12 protein-coding genes and 1 pseudogene are annotated in these 18,046 nt (G+C 69.3%); 9 read left to right on the top strand and 4 right to left on the bottom strand.

What is annotated here, in order from left to right; translation table 11 throughout:
• Positions 1–22 precede the first annotated feature (22 nt).
• The 3 genes from fdhF to ABIE45_RS08750 all read right to left on the bottom strand — a co-directional run bounded on the left by fdhF (position 23) and on the right by ABIE45_RS08750 (position 5,146).
• On the bottom strand, positions 23–2,995 hold the full coding sequence (fdhF, locus tag ABIE45_RS08740; RefSeq protein ID WP_192706355.1) for a formate dehydrogenase subunit alpha: 2,973 nt from the start codon (positions 2,993–2,995) through the stop codon (positions 23–25).
• Between the two features lie 55 nt (positions 2,996–3,050).
• Positions 3,051–4,769 (bottom strand): NAD(P)H-dependent oxidoreductase subunit E, encoded by a 1,719-nt coding sequence (locus ABIE45_RS08745; RefSeq protein WP_192706356.1) that lies wholly within the window; start codon positions 4,767–4,769, stop codon positions 3,051–3,053.
• Positions 4,770–4,831: 62 nt separating this feature from the next.
• Positions 4,832–5,146, bottom strand: a complete 315-nt coding sequence (locus ABIE45_RS08750) for a hypothetical protein (RefSeq protein WP_192707325.1) — start codon at positions 5,144–5,146, stop codon at positions 4,832–4,834.
• A gap of 245 nt (positions 5,147–5,391) precedes the next feature.
• Here ABIE45_RS08750 and mobB point away from each other — a divergent pair, with 245 nt between their 5' ends.
• The 7 genes and pseudogenes from mobB (at position 5,392) to chrA (ending at position 12,038) form a co-directional block, all read left to right on the top strand.
• The gene (gene mobB / locus ABIE45_RS08755) at positions 5,392–5,910 is read left to right on the top strand and encodes a molybdopterin-guanine dinucleotide biosynthesis protein B (protein WP_210331568.1); all 519 of its coding nucleotides are present in this window, start codon (positions 5,392–5,394) and stop codon (positions 5,908–5,910) included.
• A gap of 4 nt (positions 5,911–5,914) precedes the next feature.
• Positions 5,915–7,172 (top strand): annotated as a pseudogene (glp, locus tag ABIE45_RS08760) (gephyrin-like molybdotransferase Glp).
• Positions 7,173–7,310: 138 nt separating this feature from the next.
• Positions 7,311–7,664, top strand: coding sequence for an avidin/streptavidin family protein (locus ABIE45_RS08765; protein WP_192706359.1), 354 nt, complete (start codon positions 7,311–7,313; stop codon positions 7,662–7,664).
• Positions 7,665–8,002: 338 nt separating this feature from the next.
• Positions 8,003–8,329: a hypothetical protein gene (locus ABIE45_RS08770; RefSeq protein ID WP_192706360.1), complete on the top strand. Its 327-nt coding sequence runs from the start codon at positions 8,003–8,005 to the stop codon at positions 8,327–8,329.
• 78 nt (positions 8,330–8,407) lie between these two features.
• Entirely contained in the window at positions 8,408–9,028 is a 621-nt protein-coding gene (locus ABIE45_RS08775; RefSeq protein ID WP_192706361.1) for a 5-formyltetrahydrofolate cyclo-ligase, read from the top strand.
• A gap of 506 nt (positions 9,029–9,534) precedes the next feature.
• Positions 9,535–10,707, top strand: coding sequence for a M20 aminoacylase family protein (locus tag ABIE45_RS08780; RefSeq protein WP_192706362.1), 1,173 nt, complete (start codon positions 9,535–9,537; stop codon positions 10,705–10,707).
• Positions 10,665–12,038, top strand: coding sequence for a chromate efflux transporter (gene chrA / locus ABIE45_RS08785; RefSeq protein WP_192706363.1), 1,374 nt, complete (start codon positions 10,665–10,667; stop codon positions 12,036–12,038). The genes ABIE45_RS08780 and chrA overlap by 43 nt, the downstream gene beginning before the upstream one ends.
• 256 nt (positions 12,039–12,294) lie before the next feature.
• Here the strand turns inward: chrA and ABIE45_RS08790 are convergent, their stop codons facing one another.
• The gene (locus ABIE45_RS08790) at positions 12,295–13,695 is read right to left on the bottom strand and encodes a leucyl aminopeptidase family protein (protein ID WP_192706364.1); all 1,401 of its coding nucleotides are present in this window, start codon (positions 13,693–13,695) and stop codon (positions 12,295–12,297) included.
• A gap of 126 nt (positions 13,696–13,821) precedes the next feature.
• Here ABIE45_RS08790 and ABIE45_RS08795 point away from each other — a divergent pair, with 126 nt between their 5' ends.
• On the top strand, positions 13,822–14,625 hold the full coding sequence (locus tag ABIE45_RS08795; RefSeq protein WP_192706365.1) for a tetratricopeptide repeat protein: 804 nt from the start codon (positions 13,822–13,824) through the stop codon (positions 14,623–14,625).
• 538 nt (positions 14,626–15,163) lie between these two features.
• Positions 15,164–17,863 (top strand): aconitate hydratase AcnA, encoded by a 2,700-nt coding sequence (gene acnA / locus ABIE45_RS08800; RefSeq protein WP_192706366.1) that lies wholly within the window; start codon positions 15,164–15,166, stop codon positions 17,861–17,863.
• The last annotated feature ends 183 nt before the right edge of the window (positions 17,864–18,046 follow it).

An 18,046-nucleotide genomic window follows, 5' to 3' on the forward strand; every position in this document is an offset into this window, starting at 1 on the left:
GCGCCGCCGGAGGTCTCGTCGCCTATTCGGCGGCCATGGGCGTCGCGTGAACGGCGGAGGCCCGGGCCGCGCAGAACTTGAACTCGGGGATCTTGCCCATCGGGTCGAGCGCCGGGTTCGTCAGCAGGTTGGCCGCGGCCTCGGCGTAGCAGAACGGCATGAAGATCATGCCGACCGGCACGTCGCGGTCGGAGCGCACCTTCAGGTGGACGGCGCCGCGGCGCGTCTCCAGCTTCATCGTGTCGCCGGGCTCCAGCCCGAGCCGGTAGAGCTCCTTCGGGGCCATGAAGGCGACCGCCTCGGGCTCCAGCGCGTCGAGGACGCCGGCGCGCCGGGTCATCGACCCGGTGTGCCAGTGCTCCAGCACGCGGCCGGTCGACAGGACCATCGGGTAGTCCTCGTCCGGCAGCTCGTCCGGGGGCACCACGGCGGCCGGGACGATCTTCGCGCGCCCGCTCTCCGTGGGGAAGCCGGCGTAGAAGATGATCTCGTTGCCGGGCTTGTCCGGCGCGTCGACCGGGTAGGTCACGGCGCCCTCGCGCTCCAGGCGCTCCCAGGTGATGTTGTTGAACGACGGCATCACCATGGCCATCTCGCGGAAGATGTCGGCCGGACCGCCGTAGTTCCAGGGCAGGCCGAGGCGCTTCCCCAGTTCCTGGATGATCCACCAATCCTGCCGCGCGTCGCCCGGCGGGGACACCACCGGCTGCGAGATCTGCACGCGACGGTCGGTGTTGGTGAAGGTGCCGGCCTTCTCGGCGAAGGCGGAGGCCGGCAGCACCACGTCGGCGTGGAAGGCGGTCTCCGTCAGGAACAGGTCCTGCACGACGAGGTGGTCGAGCATCGCCAACGCGTGACGGGCGTGGTTCAGGTCGGGATCGGACATCGCCGGGTTCTCGCCCTCGACGAACATGCCCTTGATCTCGCCGGCGTGGATCGCCCGCATGATCTCGACGACGGTGAGACCCCTCTGCGGGTCGAGCTTCTGACCCCAGAACTCCTCGAACATCTCCCGCACCGCGGCCTTCTCGACCGACTGGTAGTCCGGATAGACCATCGGGATCAGGCCGGCGTCGGACGCGCCCTGGACGTTGTTCTGGCCGCGCAGCGGATGCAGGCCGGTGCCCGGACGCCCGATCTGCCCCGTGATGAGGGCCAGAGCGATCAGGCAGCGCGAGTTGTCCGTGCCGTGGACGTGCTGGCTGATGCCCATGCCCCAGAAGATGATCGACGACTTGGCGCGGGCGTAGAGCCGGGCGACCTCGCGCAGCGTCTCCGCGTCGATGCCGCAGACCGTGGCCATCTTCTCCGGCGTGAACTCGACGATCTTCTCCTTCAGCGCCTCGAAGTTCTCGGTGTAGCCGGCGATGTACTGCTCGTCGTAGAGCCGCTCCTCGATGATCACGTTGAGCATCGCGTTGAGCATCGCCACGTCCGAGCCGGGCTTGAACGCGAGGTGCTTGTAGGCGTGCCGCGACAGTACCTGCCGGCGCGGGTCCATGACGATCAGCTTGGCGCCGCGCTGCTTCACGGCGTTCTTGAGGAAGGTCGCCGCGACCGGGTGGTTCACGGTCGGGTTGGCGCCGATCACGATGATGACCTCGGCGTCGAGCGCCGCCGAGAACGGCGCCGACACGGCGCCCGAGTTCAGGCCCTCCATGAGGGCGGCCACCGACGAGGCGTGGCACAGCCGGGTGCAGTGGTCGACGTTGTTCGAGCCGAACCCGAGCCGGACGAGCTTCTGGAAGAGGTAGGCCTCCTCGTTCGAGCCCTTCGCGGAGCCGAAGCCGGCGAGCGCCTTGCGGCCGTGCGTGTCGCGGACCGTCTTGAGGCCGCCGGCGGCGCGGTCGAGCGCCTCCTCCCAGGTCGCCTCGCGGAAGTGCGTCCACGGGTTGGCCGGGTCGACTTGGTCGTTGGCGTCCTTCCGAACGTTGTCCAGGCGGATCAGCGGCGCCGTCAGGCGGTGGGGGTGGTGGACGTAGTCGAAGCCGAAGCGCCCCTTCACGCAGAGCCGGTTGTGGTTGGCCGGGCCGTCCACGCCCTCGGCGTAGACGATCTTCTCGTCCTTCACCTTGTAGGAGACCTGGCAGCCGACACCGCAATAGGGGCACAGCGAGGTCACCTCGCGGTCGGGATAGACCGTGCGGGTGTTGTGCTCGGCGTCGAGATAGGCGGACGGCATCAGCGCGCCGGTCGGACAGGCCTGGACGCACTCGCCGCAGGCCACGCAGGTCGAGCCGCCCATCGGGTCGTCGAAGTCGAACACGACCTTGGTGCCCGCCGAGCGGTAGGCCATGCCGATGACGTCGTTGACCTGGACCTCGCGGCAGGCGCGGACGCAGAGATTGCACTGGATGCAGGCGTCGAGATTGACGCTCATGGCCGGGTGGCTGAAGTCGCCGGTCCAGCGCTCGGCCGCGGGGAAGCGGCTCTCGGATACGTCGAGGAAGTCGGCCTGCACCCAGAAGTGCGATGTCGGGTCGTGCGAGGTCTCGCGCTCGGGCTGGTCGGCCACGAGCAGTTCGAGCACCATGGCGCGCGCCTTGGTGGCGCGCTCGGTCGCGGTCTTGACCTTCATGCCCACGGCCGGCGTGCGCTTGCACGAGGCGGCCAGCACGCGCTCGCCCTCGATCTCGACCATGCAGGCGCGGCAGTTGCCGTCCGGACGGTAGCCGGGCTCGGGCTTGTGGCAGAGGTGCGGGATGTGGGTGCCGAGGCGCTTGGCGACGGCCCAGATCGTCTCGCCGGGGCCGGCCTCGACCTGCTGTCCGTCGAGCTCGAACGCGATGGTCGGGGGTGCGGTCGGCCGCTCCTTCAGATCGTGCAGTCCCGACGGCTCCGGTGCCGCCTGGCCGCCCGCCTTCGCGCCTTCCGAGTAGGAGCCGCCGGCCTCCGGCTTCGGGCCCTGCGCGGGCCCGCCTGCATCCTGCAGCCCGTCGGCCCGGATCTCGGACTTCTCGGTCTTGTTGCCGTGCTGTTCGGGGGCGTTGCTCATGCGGCCGCTCCTGGCTCGGACATCGGGGTCGGGTTCGCCTGCGCCATCGGTTGCCTCACTCGGCAGCCGCGGCGCGCGGGGCGGGGAACAGGTCGGGGAAATACTTGATGACGCTGCTGAGCGGGTTCGAGGCGGCCTGGCCGAGGCCGCAGATCGAGGCGTCCCGCATGCACTGGGACAGCTCGCCCAGGAGCTCGGTGTCCCAGACGCCCTGCTCCATCAGGATACGGGCCTTCTGAGTCCCCGAACGGCAGGGGGTGCACTGCCCGCAGCTCTCGTCCTCGAAGAACCGCATCAGGTTCAACGCGGCGCCGCGCACATCGTCCCGGTCCGACAGGATCACGACGGCGGCGGACCCGATGAAGCAGCCGTACTTCTCCAGCGTCCCGAAATCGAGCGGGATGTCGTTCATCGACGCCGGCAGGATGCCGCCCGACGCGCCGCCCGGCAGATAGGCCGCGAAGGTGTGGCCGTCTGCCATGCCGCCGCAATACTCGTCGATGAGTTCCTGGATGGTGAGGCCGGCCGGGCCGAGCTTCACCCCCGGTTCCTTCACCCGCCCCGAGACCGAGTAGGAGCGCAGCCCGACGCGGTCGTTGCGGCCGTGGCTCTTCCACCAATCGCCGCCCCGCTCGATCAGGTCGCGGACCCAGAACAGCGTCTCGATGTTGTTGATCAGCGTCGGACGGTTGAACAGGCCGACCTGGAACGGGAATGGCGGCTTGTGCCGCGGCAGCCCGCGCTTGCCCTCGAGGGACTCGATCAGCGAGGATTCCTCGCCGCAGATGTAGGCGCCGGCGCCGCGGCGCAGGTGGATGCGCGGGCCACCCTCGGGGAGCTTCGCGATCTCCCGCGTCAGGATCTCACGGGAGATGGGGTACTCGTCCCGCAGGTAGATGTAGACCTCCGGCGCCTCGACGACGTGGGCGCCGATCAGCATGCCTTCGAGGAAGCGGTGCGGGTCGGTGTTGAGGTAGAGCTGGTCCTTGAAGGTGCCGGGCTCGCCCTCGTCCCCGTTGACCGCCATCAGCCGGGGGCCGGGCTCGCCGCGCACCGAGCGCCACTTGCGCCCCGTCGGGAATCCCGCGCCGCCGAGGCCGCGCAGGCCACCGTCGTCGAGCACCTTCAGGATGTCGTCGACCGGAAGGTCGCCGCTGCGGAGCCGGTCGAGGGTCGCGTACCCGCCGGCGGCCCGATAGGCGTCGTAGTCGACATAGTCCGGGACGTGGGCGTGCGTGTCGCCGGCCTCGACCGCGGCCCGCACGGACGCGAGGTCGGCCTTAAGCAGGAAGTTGTGTCCGACTTCGACGGCGGGCGCGTGGTCGCACAGGCCGACGCAGGGCGCGCGCACGACGCGGACGGCGTCGGAGGCGAGTTCCCGCTGGAGCGTCTCCAGCAACGCGTCGGCGCCGAACATCGCGCAGGTGATGCTGTCGCAGACCCGGACGGTCAGCCTCGGGATGGAGGCGTCACCCTCCTTCACCACGTCGAAATGCGCGTAGAAGGTCGCGGTCTCGAACACCTCGGCGAAGGCCAGGGCCATCTCGTCGGCCAGCGCCGCCAAGTGCTCGGCGCTGATCTGGCCGTAGGTGTCCTGGATCAGGTGGAGGTGCTCGATGAGCAGGTCGCGCTGGCGCGAGCGGGAGCCGAGAAGCTCCTCGATCTCGACCTTCGCCCGCGGCTCGACCTGGCGCCCCTTGGGTACGCTGCGCGCCTTGTTCCGCCCCCGGCCGGGATGCGAGAAGGTCCTGACTGTCCCCGGTGCCTCACTCATTGCGGTATCTGGTTCTCAACTGCTGGGGCGGGTGGTCGCGGCGTCCCGCGGTCCGATCGGATCTACTGGCCGCCGAAGGCCCGGAGCGGCTGGCCGGCCTCGGACCGGTGTTTCATCGCGACGGCTCCTGTCGCCTCGTCCAGGGACGTGATCCTGGGCCCGACGACGGACCGGAGCTCGGTCTCGAACGCGTCGAGGGCGTCGTTCAGGCGGTCCATTAGGGAATTCGGGGCGTCTCCGGCCGGGGAAGCGACAGCTTTCGCGAGCGCGTCGCGGACCTGGTCGGTGAGCTCCTGCGTGAGCGGCGGTTTCGCGTCGGCGCAGTAGGCGTCCGTCACGATGTCGGCCCAGTCCGCCGCAGGGGATGCGTCGCCCATGCTCATGCCTGCGCGATCGAGGGAAGGTTGAAGTCGTGCATGGCGTGCCCGTTCGGGTCCGTTGGCGTGGCGTTCGCTCGTGGCATACCAAATGGCAGCCGTTATAGCGCAGGTGTTATATCGTTTTTGAAGGCGTTTCAATTTGTGCGGGGCCGCAGTCACGCGTCCCGGGGCGTGGCTGATGCTTGCCCTGAGCCGTCGAGCGGGGCAGTGGAAACGTCACGAGGGGGGCAGTGGTGTCCGGCATGCGCGTAATCGGACTTGCCGGGTGGAGCGGGGCTGGCAAGACCAACTTGCTGGTTCGGGCCATCCCCGTGCTCGTCGCCCGCGGGGTGAAGGTGGCGACCATCAAGCACGCGCACCACGACTTCGACACCGACTGGCCCGGGAAGGACTCGTACGAGCACCGCAGGGCGGGGGCGAGCGAGGTTCTCGTGTCGTCGGGTCGCCGGTGGGCCCAGGTCCACGAGCTGCGGGATGAGGAGGAAGCGACCCTGAGTCAGCTCCTGCGGCGGATCAGCCCCTGCGACCTCATCGTCGTGGAAGGGTACAAGCGGGAGCCGATCCCCAAGATCGAGGTCCATCGCGCCGACAACGGCCGCCCGCCCATCCATCCTCTGGACACCACCATCGTGGGCATCGCGAGCGACGTCGCATTTCCGGCATCGGTCATTCCCGTCGTAGATTTGAACGACGCGGAGGCGGTGACGGGGCTGATGCTCGGGGTGGCCGTTTCCTTCGAAGACGTCCTCGGGAGGCTCTAGCCGGATGGCCCAGCTCAGCGACGACTGCTTCGCGTTCGGCGGTCCTCTGATGACCATCGAGGACGCGCACGCGCTGTTCGGCGAGCGGCTCGTCGCGGTCGTCGGCACCGAGAACGTTCCCGTTCTGGAGGCCGACGGACGCATCCTGGCCGAGGATTGCGTCACGCCCATCGACGTCCCGCCGTTCCCCAACTCGGCCGTCGACGGCTACGCGGTCCGTTTCGCGGACCTGCGCGCCTCCGATGCGACGATCCTGCCGGTTGGGGCTGTCGTCGTAGCCGGCGGCTCCTCCGAAGGCGTGTCGGTGGCGGGCTCGGCCGCCCGGATCTTCACCGGGGCCCCGATGCCGGCGGAGGCCGACACCGTCTTCATGCAGGAGGACGTCCACGTCCTGCCCGACGGCCGGGTGTCCTTGCCGCTCGGGCTGAAGCGCGGCGCCAACAGCCGCGACGCCGGCGAGGATGCGGCGAAGGGCTCGTCGATCATCCCGGCCGGCCGGCGTCTCCGGCCGCAGGACTTGGCTCTGGCGACCGCGGTCGGCCTGCGCACGTTGAAGGTCCGCCGCACCCTGCGGGTCGGCGTGTTCTCGACGGGCAACGAGCTCGTCGAGCCGGGTGCGCCCTTGAGGCCAGGCGCGATCTACGACTCGAACCGCATCCTGCTGCTTGCCCTTCTCCGGCGGATGGGCGTCGCGGCGCGTGACCTCGGGGTCATCCGTGACGACCCGGCGGCACTCGCGGCGAGGCTCTCGGCGGCGGCCGCCGAGCATGACGTGATCCTGACGTCGGGCGGCGTGTCGACCGGCGACGAGGATCATGTGAAGACCGCCGTCGAGACCGTCGGGGCGCCTCGTGTTCTGGAGGCTGGGGATCAAGCCGGGACGGCCGGTCGCGATGGGCATGATCGACGGCAAGCCGTTCCTGGGCCTGCCGGGCAACCCGGTGGCTGTCTACGTCACCCTGGTGTTCGTCGTGCGGCCGCTCCTCGCCCGGCTCGCCGGCGCGGCTTACGCGCCGCCGCGCGGATTCACCGTCAGGGCGGCTTTCTCCTATCGGAAGCGCGCGGGCCGCAGGGAGTTCGTCAGGGCCAGCCTCGCTCAGGACGCCGACGGCACCTGGGAAGCCCGGAAGTTCCAGCGCGACGGCGCGGGCATGCTGTCATCGCTCACCGATACCGACGGCCTCGTGGAGCTGGAGGAGGGCCGGATCGAGGTCGTGCCGGGCGACGTCGTGCGGTTCCATCTGCACGAAGCCCTCTGGTAGCGAAGCCGTACTCAGAGCCTCGCCAGACACAGACCGCGCTGGAGCATTGCCGGGCTCGGGCTTCCGTTATATCAATTCTGCTATATCGCTTGTGATTGGCCGTGCGAACGGCCGCTCGATCGGCGGGCTTGGACAACGATGTTCGATGGTGTCTGGCGGAGCCAAGCAGGCGCGGAACTTCGCCTCCTCCAGATGGGCGAGGCCGTCTCCGGGACCTACACCGCCGCCAATCCCGGCTTTGCGCAGACGTATCGAAGCCGCATCCTCGTCGGCACGGCCGAGGGCGACATCATCGGCTTCGTGACCAGCACGTCGTCGCCACAGGAAATCACGGCCTGGACCGGGCGTCTCGTCCGGGCCGACGAAAAAACGGCCGAGGAGATCCACGCGGTCTTCCATGCCGTCGAACGGTGTTCGCAGCCGAAGGCCGTGGACGATCACATCGCGCTCGAAACGACCATCTTCTCAAAGGTCGAGAACGCCTGTTCATAAAGGCAGAGCCTCGTCCCTCCTCGATCTTGTTCTGAGGAACGGGAGGAGAAATCGAGGCGACGCGCGGTCGGCGCATCGATTGCCGGCAAAGATCGGCTTTCCCTCACCGCAACCGTTCCGAGGACAGGCGCGGGCCGACTGCTCCTCTGTGTGAGTCGCCTTTCAAGGATTGCGACGAGTTGTACGGTTCTTCCCTCGGCCTATTCTCGTCGTGAAATCGCTCTTGTGGCCAAAAGCTGGTTCCGGTTCTCGATGAGTGTATTAGATGCTCAATGCAGGTGTGATCACTCGGAATCGATTTGAATATTGAGTACATTTCGCGCCGCGAGGGAGGGCATATGGGCACACACTCTGGTCGAACGGCAGACGAGTGGGCCGGCATCATCAGCGAGGCGTATGCTGCTAAAACACGGCCGCCCTTGACGCGCCAACTCGTGACGGAGGTCCGTCAGGTGATCGCCGAGGCGCTTCTGGAAGCAGAAGCAGCGAACAGCCCAGACAGTGAATGGTGCGAGCGCGTCAACCTCGTTCTGGATCGCAGCGAGATGTCCCTCCATGCAGCCGTGGGGCCTCGGCTTGCCGCGATCGATGATGCTGCAGGAACGGCCGTGATGATGCACCGGTCGGAAGCCGGGCGGCCCTTGCGCGCCTTCGGCGGGCAATAGCCGTTGCGACACGGGATGCACCTGCACTGACCAATGGCGTTTCACAGGCAGCAACACGGGAGCGGCGGGAGCGAGACCATGAGTTCCGTGAATGAGGTGTGTGAGGTCACCGGCCCCGGACCGGCATGGCCAGCCGCCAATGCGGATTGGCCGACGATCCGTGACTGGCGCAAGGAAACCCGGGAGCGACTGATCGCGCGGCGTACCAGCATCTCGGCCGAGGATCGGTCCGCTTGGAGCGAGAGGATCAGCCGGACCCTGGAAGCGGTTCTCGAGCCGTACGCCGGCAGACTGATCGGCTTCTACTGGCCGTTCCGGGGCGAGTATGATCCACGAGCCGTTCTCACCGCGATGCGGGAGCGCGGCTCACGCCTAGCTCTGCCGGTGATCGTCGAACGCGGGCAGCCGCTCGTCTTCCGGGAGTGGTCCCCTGGCAGCCTGATGGTGCAAGGAACTTGGAAGATCCCGATGCCTGAATCGGGCGAGGCAGTCTTCCCGGACCTCCTCGTGGTGCCGCTGGTCGGGTTCGACAGGCAGGGCTACCGGCTCGGCTATGGCGGCGGCTTTTATGACCGGACCATTGCCGCAATGCCGGAGAGGCCGCGCACCGTTGGTGTCGGCTTCGAACTCGGACGCCTGGAAACGATCTGCCCGCAGTCGCACGACATTCCGCTGGAGCGGATCATCACGGAGGCATGACGTGACCTGAAAGGTCGACTTCCGACTGCTCTGATCGGGTGAGTAGACCGAGGGTACTTGTCGAAGGTGTCGGTGACTCATGAAGCCGACATTCTGCAGTCGGTCCCAGTCTGCCTTCGCGGGTTGCGGGCCGAACTTCGATTTACGGCGCGCTGTAGACCGGATTTCTATGCCGTAAGTCGAGTTGGGCAACATACGTAACGCAGCGGTTGGACAATCGAGCGCGTCCAGGGCTGTCTGATTGACGTGGCCCGGCGCGGCAGGCGGCCCTGGACGGTGCGGCCTGTGTCGGGCGCCGGATCACCTTTCCCTGTCGACGGATGTCCGGGAGGGAGGGCGTCGGTTCCCGCGCTGCCGCTCCGACGGGCCGGTCGAGCGAAAGCGGATCCCGATCTCAACCCCAGCACAGGACGCGCCGCAGACTCGCCGAGCGCGGCCGTTGACGCCGGCTCTGGCCCCGGCTTTGCTGGAGGCCGAAACCCGAAGGCCACGAGAGCCCCAACCCAATGCCCGTCCTCGAACGGATCCGCGACTTCGCCGACACGATGCAGGCGTGGCGCCACGACCTGCACGCCCATCCCGAGCTGCTCTACGACGTGGAGCGGACGGCCGGATTCGTCGCCGAGAAACTCCGGACCTTCGGCTGCGACGAGGTGGTGACCGGCATCGGCCGCACCGGTGTGGTGGGCGTGATCCGCGGCAGGGGCCACAGCTCCAACCGCGCCATCGGCCTGCGCGCCGACATGGACGCCCTGCCCATCCAGGAGGTGCGGGACCTGCCCTACCGCTCCACCGTCCCGGGCATGATGCATGCCTGCGGCCATGACGGGCATACGACCATGCTCCTCGGGGCCGCCAAGTACCTCGCCGAGACCCGCGATTTCGACGGCGCCGCCGTGCTGATCTTCCAGCCCGCCGAGGAAGGCGGCGGTGGCGGCGAGGCCATGGTCGAGGACGGGCTGATGGAGCGGTTCGGCGTCGAGTCGGTCTATGGGATGCACAACATCCCCGGCATGAAGATCGGCACCTTCGCGGTCCGGCCAGGGCCGATCATGGCGTCCACCGACCGCTTCACCATCACCATCGAGGGCCGGGGTGGCCACGCGGCCCTGCCGCAGAACGCCGTCGACAGCGTGCTGGTGTCGAGCCACGTGATCATCGCCCTGCAGAGCATCGTGTCGCGCAACCTCGACCCGGTGCAATCCGCGGTGGTCTCGGTCTGTACCCTCGAAGCCGGCGAGGCCTTCAACGTGCTGCCGCAGACCGTGACCCTGCGGGGCACCGTGCGCACCCTGTCCCAGGCGGTGCGGACGCAGGTCCGGACGCGGATCGAGACCCTGGTGGCCGAGATCGCCGCGGGCTTCGGCGCGACCGGCGTCACCGAGTTCGGCGGCAGTTACCCGGTCACCGAGAATCATCCGGCCGAGACGGTTTTCATGGCCGACGTCGCCGAGGCTGTGGTCGGTGGGGAGAACGTCGACCGCGCGGTGGCGCCGATGATGACCGCCGAGGACTTCTCCTACATGCTCGAGCGCCGCCCCGGCGCCTACATGTTCATCGGCAACGGCGACAGTGCCTCACTCCACCACCCGCATTACGACTTCAACGACGCGGCCGCGCCGTACGGGGCTTCCCTGTGGGCGCGCCTGATCGAGACGGGGCTGCCGCTCACGGCCTGAAACGCCTGCCGACCCTCGCCGAGGCCGTCCCGGTCTGGCTGCGGGTGGCGGCCCTATCGTTCGGCGGCCCGGCCGGGCAGATCGCCGTGATGCACCGCATCCTGGTGGAGGAGCGGCGCTGGATCTCGGAGCGCCGCTTCCTGCACGGGCTCGGCTTCTGCACGCTCCTGCCCGGGCCGGAGGCGCAGCAGCTCGCGACCTATATCGGCTGGCTGATGCACGGGCCCGCAGGCGGCCTCGTGGCGGGCGGGCTGTTCGTCCTGCCGGGGCTCCTTGCCCTGATGGCGCTGAGCTGGCTCTACGTGCTGTACGGCCATGTCGATGTCGTCGCCGGCCTGTTCTTCGGGCTGAAGGCGGCGGTGCTGGCGATCGTGCTGCACGCCCTCTGGCGGCTCGGCGGCCGCGCCCTGCGCGACCGGACGGACCGGCTCGTCGCCCTCGCGGCCTTCGTGGCGATCTTCGCGCTGGCCGTGCCGTTCCCGCTGGTGGTCATCGCGGCCGGCCTGCTGGGCCTCGCCCGCGGCCGGCGCCCCGCCGGCGAGACCAATGCGGCGCCCGCGGACGAGGCGGACGTGGTCATCGGTGAGGCGGCGCTGCCGCGGGAGCGCGTCGGCGCCGCAGCCTCGCTGCGCGTGGCCGCCCTGTGGCTGGCGATCTGGCTCCTGCCAGTGGCGGCGCTGCTCGTCCTGCCCGGCGTGCCGCCGGTCTTCGGGCAGACGGCCCTGTTCTTCTCCAAGATGGCGCTCGTCACCTTCGGGGGCGCCTACGCGGCCCTGGCCTACGTGGCCCAGCAGGCGGTGGAGCATTACGGCTGGCTGCAGCCCGGCGAGATGCTCGACGGGCTCGGACTCGCCGAGACCACCCCCGGCCCGCTGATCATGGTGCTCCAGTTCGTGGGCTTCCTGGCGGGCTTCCGGGCGCCCGGCACCCTGCCGCCGCTCGTCTCCGGGACGCTCGCGGGGCTCCTCACCACCTGGGTCACCTTCGTGCCGTGCTTCCTGTGGATCTTCGCCGGCGCGCCGCTGATCGGGCGCCTGCGCGGCAGCCGCCGGCTCGCGGGCGCGCTCTCGGCGATCACCGCCGCGGTGGCCGGGGTGATCCTCAACCTCGCGGTGTGGTTCGGATTGCGGACGCTGTTTGCCCAGGTGGAGACGGTTCCGCTCGGGCCGCTGCGCCTCGACCTGCCGGTGCCGACGAGCCTCGACTTGGCCGCCCTGGCGCTGACGCTCGCCGCCATCCTGGCGGTGTTCCGCTTCGGGCTCGGCACGCTGCAGACCCTCGCGCTCTGCGCCGGGGCCGGGATGCTGCTGCGGCAGGCGGGGCTTGCCTGAGCCGCGCCGTCATCGCGCGCGGGGATCCGGTAATGCGATGCCCGAAAGGACCCAAAGCTCGCCATCACAGCCCGTCATCCCGGGGCCGCGCAGCGGAGCCCGGGATCCAGAGCCGCCGAGGCGCCGGATTATGGGCCACGGAGTCTCTGGGTTTCGGGCTCGCTTTCGGCGCCCCGGAACGACGATGGTGATCCGTCTCGCACACGGGCCCTGATACGACTCGACCGATGCCCCCGCGCGCGGCGCCGAGGCCGGATCAGCCGCCGTAGCGCGCCTTCAGCAGCGCGTAGGTCAGCCGCGCGGTCTGGACCTCGCCGCCTTCGGGGCGACCGGGCTTGGTGGACGGATTCCAGCCGTAGAGGTCGAAATGGCCGTGGGCCTTGGTCTTCGGCGCGAAGCGGCGCAGGAACAGGGCGGCAGTGATGGCACCCGCGAACGGGCCGCCCGAGACGTTGTTGAGATCGGCCACCTTGGAGTCGAGCAGGCTCGCGTAGGGCGCGTGCAGCGGCATGCGCCAGACCGGGTCGATCGCCCGCAGCCCGGCCTCCGTCACGGCGCCGGCCAGAGCCTCGTCCTCGGTGAAGAAGGCCGGGAGGTCCGGCCCGAGCGCCACGCGCGCAGCACCCGTGAGCGTCGAGAAGTCGAGGATCAGTTCCGGGCCCTCCGCGTCCGCCAGGGTCAGCGCGTCGGCAAGGATCAGCCGGCCCTCCGCGTCGGTGTTGCCGATCTCGACGCTGAGGCCGGCCCGGCTCGGCAGCACGTCGCCCGGGCGGAAGGCGTTCCCGGACACCGCGTTCTCCACGGCGGGGATCAGCACGCGCAGGCGCAGGTTCAGGCCGGCGCCCATCACCATGTCGGCGGCGGCCAGCGCCGCGGCGGCGCCGCCCATGTCCTTCTTCATCAGCAGCATCGCGGCCGACGGCTTGATGTCGAGACCACCGGTATCGAAGGCGACGCCCTTGCCGACCAGGGTCACACGCGGCGCCTCGGCCGGTCCCCAGGTCAGGTCGATCAGACGGGGCGCCCGCGGCGAGGCGGCGCCGACCGCGTGGATCAGCGGAAACGCCCGTTCCAGGGCATCGCCCTGCGTGACGCTGACGGCGGCGCCGTGGCGCGCCGCGAGCGCCCGCGCGGCGGCCTCGATCTCGTCGGGCCCGAGATCGTTGGCCGGCGTGTTGACGAGATCGCGGCCCAGCGCCATCGCGGCGGCGATCCGCTCCACCTCGGCGGCATCAATGCCGGCCGGCGCCGCGAGGCGCGCCTTGGTCCCGCCCGCGGAGCGATAGCGGCCGAACCGGTAGCTTCCCATCAGCCAGGCGAGGGCGGCCTCGGCGGGTTCGGGCGCGTTCTCCAGGCGGAAGGTGCCTTCGGGCAGCAGGCCGGGCAGCTTGCCGGCGAGCAGCCGGTCGTAGGCTCCCGCCTCGGGATCACCGAGGCCGAACAGCACCCGGGCGAGGGTGCCATCCGGGCCGGGCAGCAGGGCGAGGCTGCCCGCCTTCGGCTTGAACCCGACGGCGTTCGCGAAGCTGCGCTGGAGCGGCGGCAGGGCAGCCTCGGCCTCCGCCCAGTTCGCCGTGGTCACCAAAGTGACCGGCACGGCCGGCGTGTCGCCGGGCAGCAGAGCGGGCGTCGATGCCTGGGTATCGGCCTGGGTCATGTGCCTCTCATGCGCCGTCGAGACCGGCGGCTTAACCGGTGATTAGGGTTAACGCTCTATCACCGGCCGGCCGGGGGCGTGAAGCACGCGCCAGAGCCCTGGGCTGAGCTGGCGGCGGAGCGCACGATGATGACGGCCCTGATCCGGGTCCCGGGACCTGCGGCATCCGCCGGACGCCGCGTAACGCTCTTGGCGATGTTCGTCGCCCTCGGGCTCGCCGGCTGCAACACCCGCTCCCCCGAGACCACTGGCTCGATCGGCGAGCTCGGTGGACGGCCGCCGGCCGCGCGTCAGGAGACGGCGTCCCTGGCCGAGCGCTTCAACGCCAATCCCGGCGACGCTCGCGTGGCGATCGCCTATGCCCGCGCCCTGCGGGCGAACGACCAGATCAGCCAGGCCTCGGCGGTCCTGCAGCAGGCCGCCCTGCGCAACCCGCGCGATACGGCGCTCCTCGGCGCCTACGGCAAGTCGCTGGTCGAGGCCGGCCGCTTCCGGGAGGCGATCGACGTGCTCGCCAACGCCCATTCGCCGGCCGCGCCCGATTGGCGGATCCTGTCGGCGCAGGGCTCGGCCTCCGCGCAGCTCGGCGAGCAGACCCGCGCACAGAGCTTCTACGAGGCCGCCCTCAAGATCCGACCGAACGAGCCCTCGCTCCTGTCCAATCTCGGCCTGTCCTACGCGCTGTCGCGAAACCTCGACCAGGCCGAGCAGACCCTGCGGCTCGCCGCCGACCAGCCCGGCGCCGATGCGCGGGTGCGGGCGAATCTCGCCATGGTGCTGGGTCTCAAAGGCCGCTTCGCCGATGCCGAGGCGCTCCTGCGCCGCGACATGAGCCCCGAGGAGGCGGCCGCCAATGTCGCATCCCTGCGCAAGCTCGCGGCCCAGCCGAACCGGTCCAAGGCGCTGCCGGGGGGAAGCATCCCGGGCTAGGGTCGCGATAGCTTCGGCTGGATTGCTCCGGCCCCATCGTCCTTGGAGCAGAGCGAAGCAATCCAGGGCAGCCGCACCGTCATTCCGGGTCGCCCCGGGCGAGCCCGGACCCGAAGGGGCACGCTGGAGGCTGGCAATCCAGAACCGCTTTCGGTGCCGGGTTGTGGCGACTCGGTGGGTCTGGATCCCGGGCTCCGCTGCGCGGCCCCGGGATGACCGGCTGATGCGGCTCCGAGATCGTGCGGCAGACCTGAACGGGTGTCACAGCCGGCCGCCTCCGCTCGTCCATCGTATCTCCGACAGGAAAACGCGCCTGTCATCGCGACCCGGTAGCGGCCAGATTCGAAAAGTTCTATATCCCTCCCTGGCTGCGCCGCGCGGCTCCACGGGCGTCCAAATCGCCCCCGCGCATCGTCTCCTGCCCGGGCACTCCCGGGGCGGCGCGCGCCCGTCGGGCGCTACACAGGCCGAACACAACTTCGTAGCGCAGGTCTTGCCTGCGCGTGTTCGACAACCCGCAGCGAGGATAGAACCAGCCGTGCCCTCACTCGACAGCTTCAAGGCCCGCCAGACGCTCGAAGCCGGCGGCAAGACCTACACCTACTATTCCATTCCCGCGGCCGAGAAGAACGGCCTCGCCTCCGCAGCCGCGCTGCCCTTCTCCATGAAGGTCATTCTGGAGAACCTGCTTCGCTACGAGGACGATCGCTCGGTCAAGAAGGCCGATATCGAGGCCGCCGTCGGCTGGCTCGACCAGAAGGGCAAGGCCGAGGTCGAGATCGCGTTCCGCCCCTCGCGCGTGCTGATGCAGGACTTCACCGGCGTGCCGGCGGTGGTCGATCTCGCGGCGATGCGCGACGCCATGGTGGCGCTCGGCGGCGACCCGCAGAAGATCAACCCGCTGGTGCCGGTGGACCTCGTCATCGACCACTCGGTGATCGTCGATGAGTTCGGCACCCCGAAGGCGCTGGCCGACAACGTCGCCCTGGAATACGAGCGCAACGGTGAGCGCTACACCTTCCTGAAGTGGGGCCAATCGGCCTTCGACAACTTCTCGGTGGTGCCCCCGGGCACCGGCATCTGCCACCAGGTCAATCTGGAATACCTGTCGCAGACCGTCTGGACCAAGTCCGAGAACGGCTCCGACGTGGCCTACCCGGATTCGCTGGTCGGCACCGATTCGCACACCACCATGGTCAACGGCATGGCGGTGCTGGGCTGGGGCGTCGGCGGCATCGAGGCCGAGGCGGCCATGCTCGGCCAGCCGCTGTCGATGCTGATCCCCGAGGTCGTGGGCTTCAGGCTGTCGGGCAAGCTGCCCGAGGGCACCACCGCCACCGACCTCGTGCTCACCGTCACCCAGATGCTGCGCAAGAAGGGCGTGGTCGGCAAGTTCGTGGAGTTCTACGGCCCCGGCCTCGACGACATGGCGGTCGCCGACCGGGCTACGATCTCCAACATGGCCCCCGAGTACGGCGCGACCTGCGGCTTCTTCCCGGTCGACCAGAAGACCATCGACTTCCTGAAGGTCACCGGCCGCTCGGACGACCGGATCGCCCTGGTCGAGGCCTACGCAAAGGCGCAGGGCATGTGGCGCGACGCCAGCACGCCCGACCCGGTCTTCACCGACACGCTGGAGCTCGACATGGGCGAGGTCCGTCCGTCGCTGGCCGGCCCGAAGCGCCCGCAGGACCGTGTGCTCCTGGACGGCGCCAAGCCAGGCTTCGCGGCCTCCATGGAAACCGAGTTCAAGAAGGCCGCCGACCTCGCGCGCCGCTACCCGGTCGAGGGCACCAACTTCGACATCGGGCACGGTGACGTGGTGATCGCCGCGATCACGAGTTGCACCAACACGTCGAACCCCTCGGTGATGATCGGCGCCGGGCTGCTCGCCCGCAACGCCGTCGCCAAGGGCCTGCGCTCCAAGCCGTGGGTGAAGACCTCGCTGGCGCCCGGATCGCAGGTGGTCGGCGAGTACCTGGAGAAGTCCGGCCTGCAGGAGCCGCTGGACGCGCTCGGCTTCAACCTCGTGGGCTTCGGCTGCACGACCTGCATCGGCAATTCCGGCCCGCTGCCGGAGGCGATCTCCAAGGCGATCAACGACAACGACGTCGTCGCCGCGGCGGTGCTCTCGGGCAACCGCAACTTCGAGGGCCGCGTGAACCCCGACGTGCGGGCGAACTACCTCGCCTCGCCGCCGCTGGTCGTCGCCTACGCGCTCGCCGGCTCGCTCCAGATCGACATCACCACGGAGCCGCTAGGCCAGGGTTCCGACGGCAAGCCGGTCTACCTGAAGGACATCTGGCCGACCTCGGCCGAGGTTCAGCAGTTCATTGAGGAGAACATCACCTCGGCGCTGTTCAAGTCGCGCTACGCCGACGTGTTCGGCGGCGACCAGAACTGGAAGGACGTCCAGGTCACCGAGGCCGAGACCTTCGCGTGGAACCCGGGCTCCACCTACGTGCAGAACCCGCCCTACTTCGTCGGCATGGAGAAGACCCCGAAGCCGGTGGAGGACATCGCGGATGCGCGCATCCTCGGCCTGTTCCTCGACTCGATCACCACCGACCACATCTCGCCGGCGGGCAACATCCGCGCGGCGTCACCGGCCGGCGCCTACCTGCAGTCGCATCAGGTGCGCGTGCAGGACTTCAACCAGTACGGCACGCGACGCGGCAACCACGAGGTGATGATGCGGGGCACCTTCGCCAACATCCGCATCAAGAACCAGATGGTGCGGGACGAAACCGGCACCGTGGTCGAGGGCGGTTGGACGCTCTTCCAGCCCTCGGGCGAGAAGATGTTCATCTACGATGCGGCGCAGAAGTACGCCGAGCAGCACACGCCGCTCGTCATCTTCGCCGGCAAGGAGTACGGCACCGGCTCGTCGCGCGACTGGGCGGCGAAGGGCACGAAGCTACTCGGTGTGCGCGCCGTGGTGGCCGAGAGCTTCGAGCGCATCCACCGCTCGAACCTCGTCGGGATGGGCGTGGTGCCGCTGGTCTTCCAGGGTGACACGAGCTGGCAGTCGCTGGGCCTGAAGGGTGACGAGACCGTCACCATCAAGGGCCTCGCCGGCGAGCTGAAGCCCCGCCAGACGCTGATCGCGGAGATCAAGTCCGCCGACGGTTCGGTGAAGCAGGTCCCGCTGACCTGCCGGATCGATACCCTCGACGAGCTGGAGTACTTCCGCAACGGCGGCATCCTTCCTTACGTGCTGCGCTCGCTCGCGGCCTGATCAGGTCGGGTCCTTTCGGAGAGGCGATTGCTGCCGATCCGTCATCCCGGGGCCGCGCAGCGGAGCCCGGGATCCAGATCCGCCGCGGTGTCAGAATGGGCACCGTTGCGGTTCTGATTTCCGGGCTCGCCTTCGGCGCTCGGGAATGACGGTGCGAGGCGCCGGCCCAGCCCGGCCAGCATG

Origin of the sequence: Methylobacterium sp. OAE515 (assembly GCF_041806315.1) — a bacterium.
GTDB classification, from domain to species: Bacteria; Pseudomonadota; Alphaproteobacteria; order Rhizobiales; family Beijerinckiaceae; genus Methylobacterium; species Methylobacterium tardum.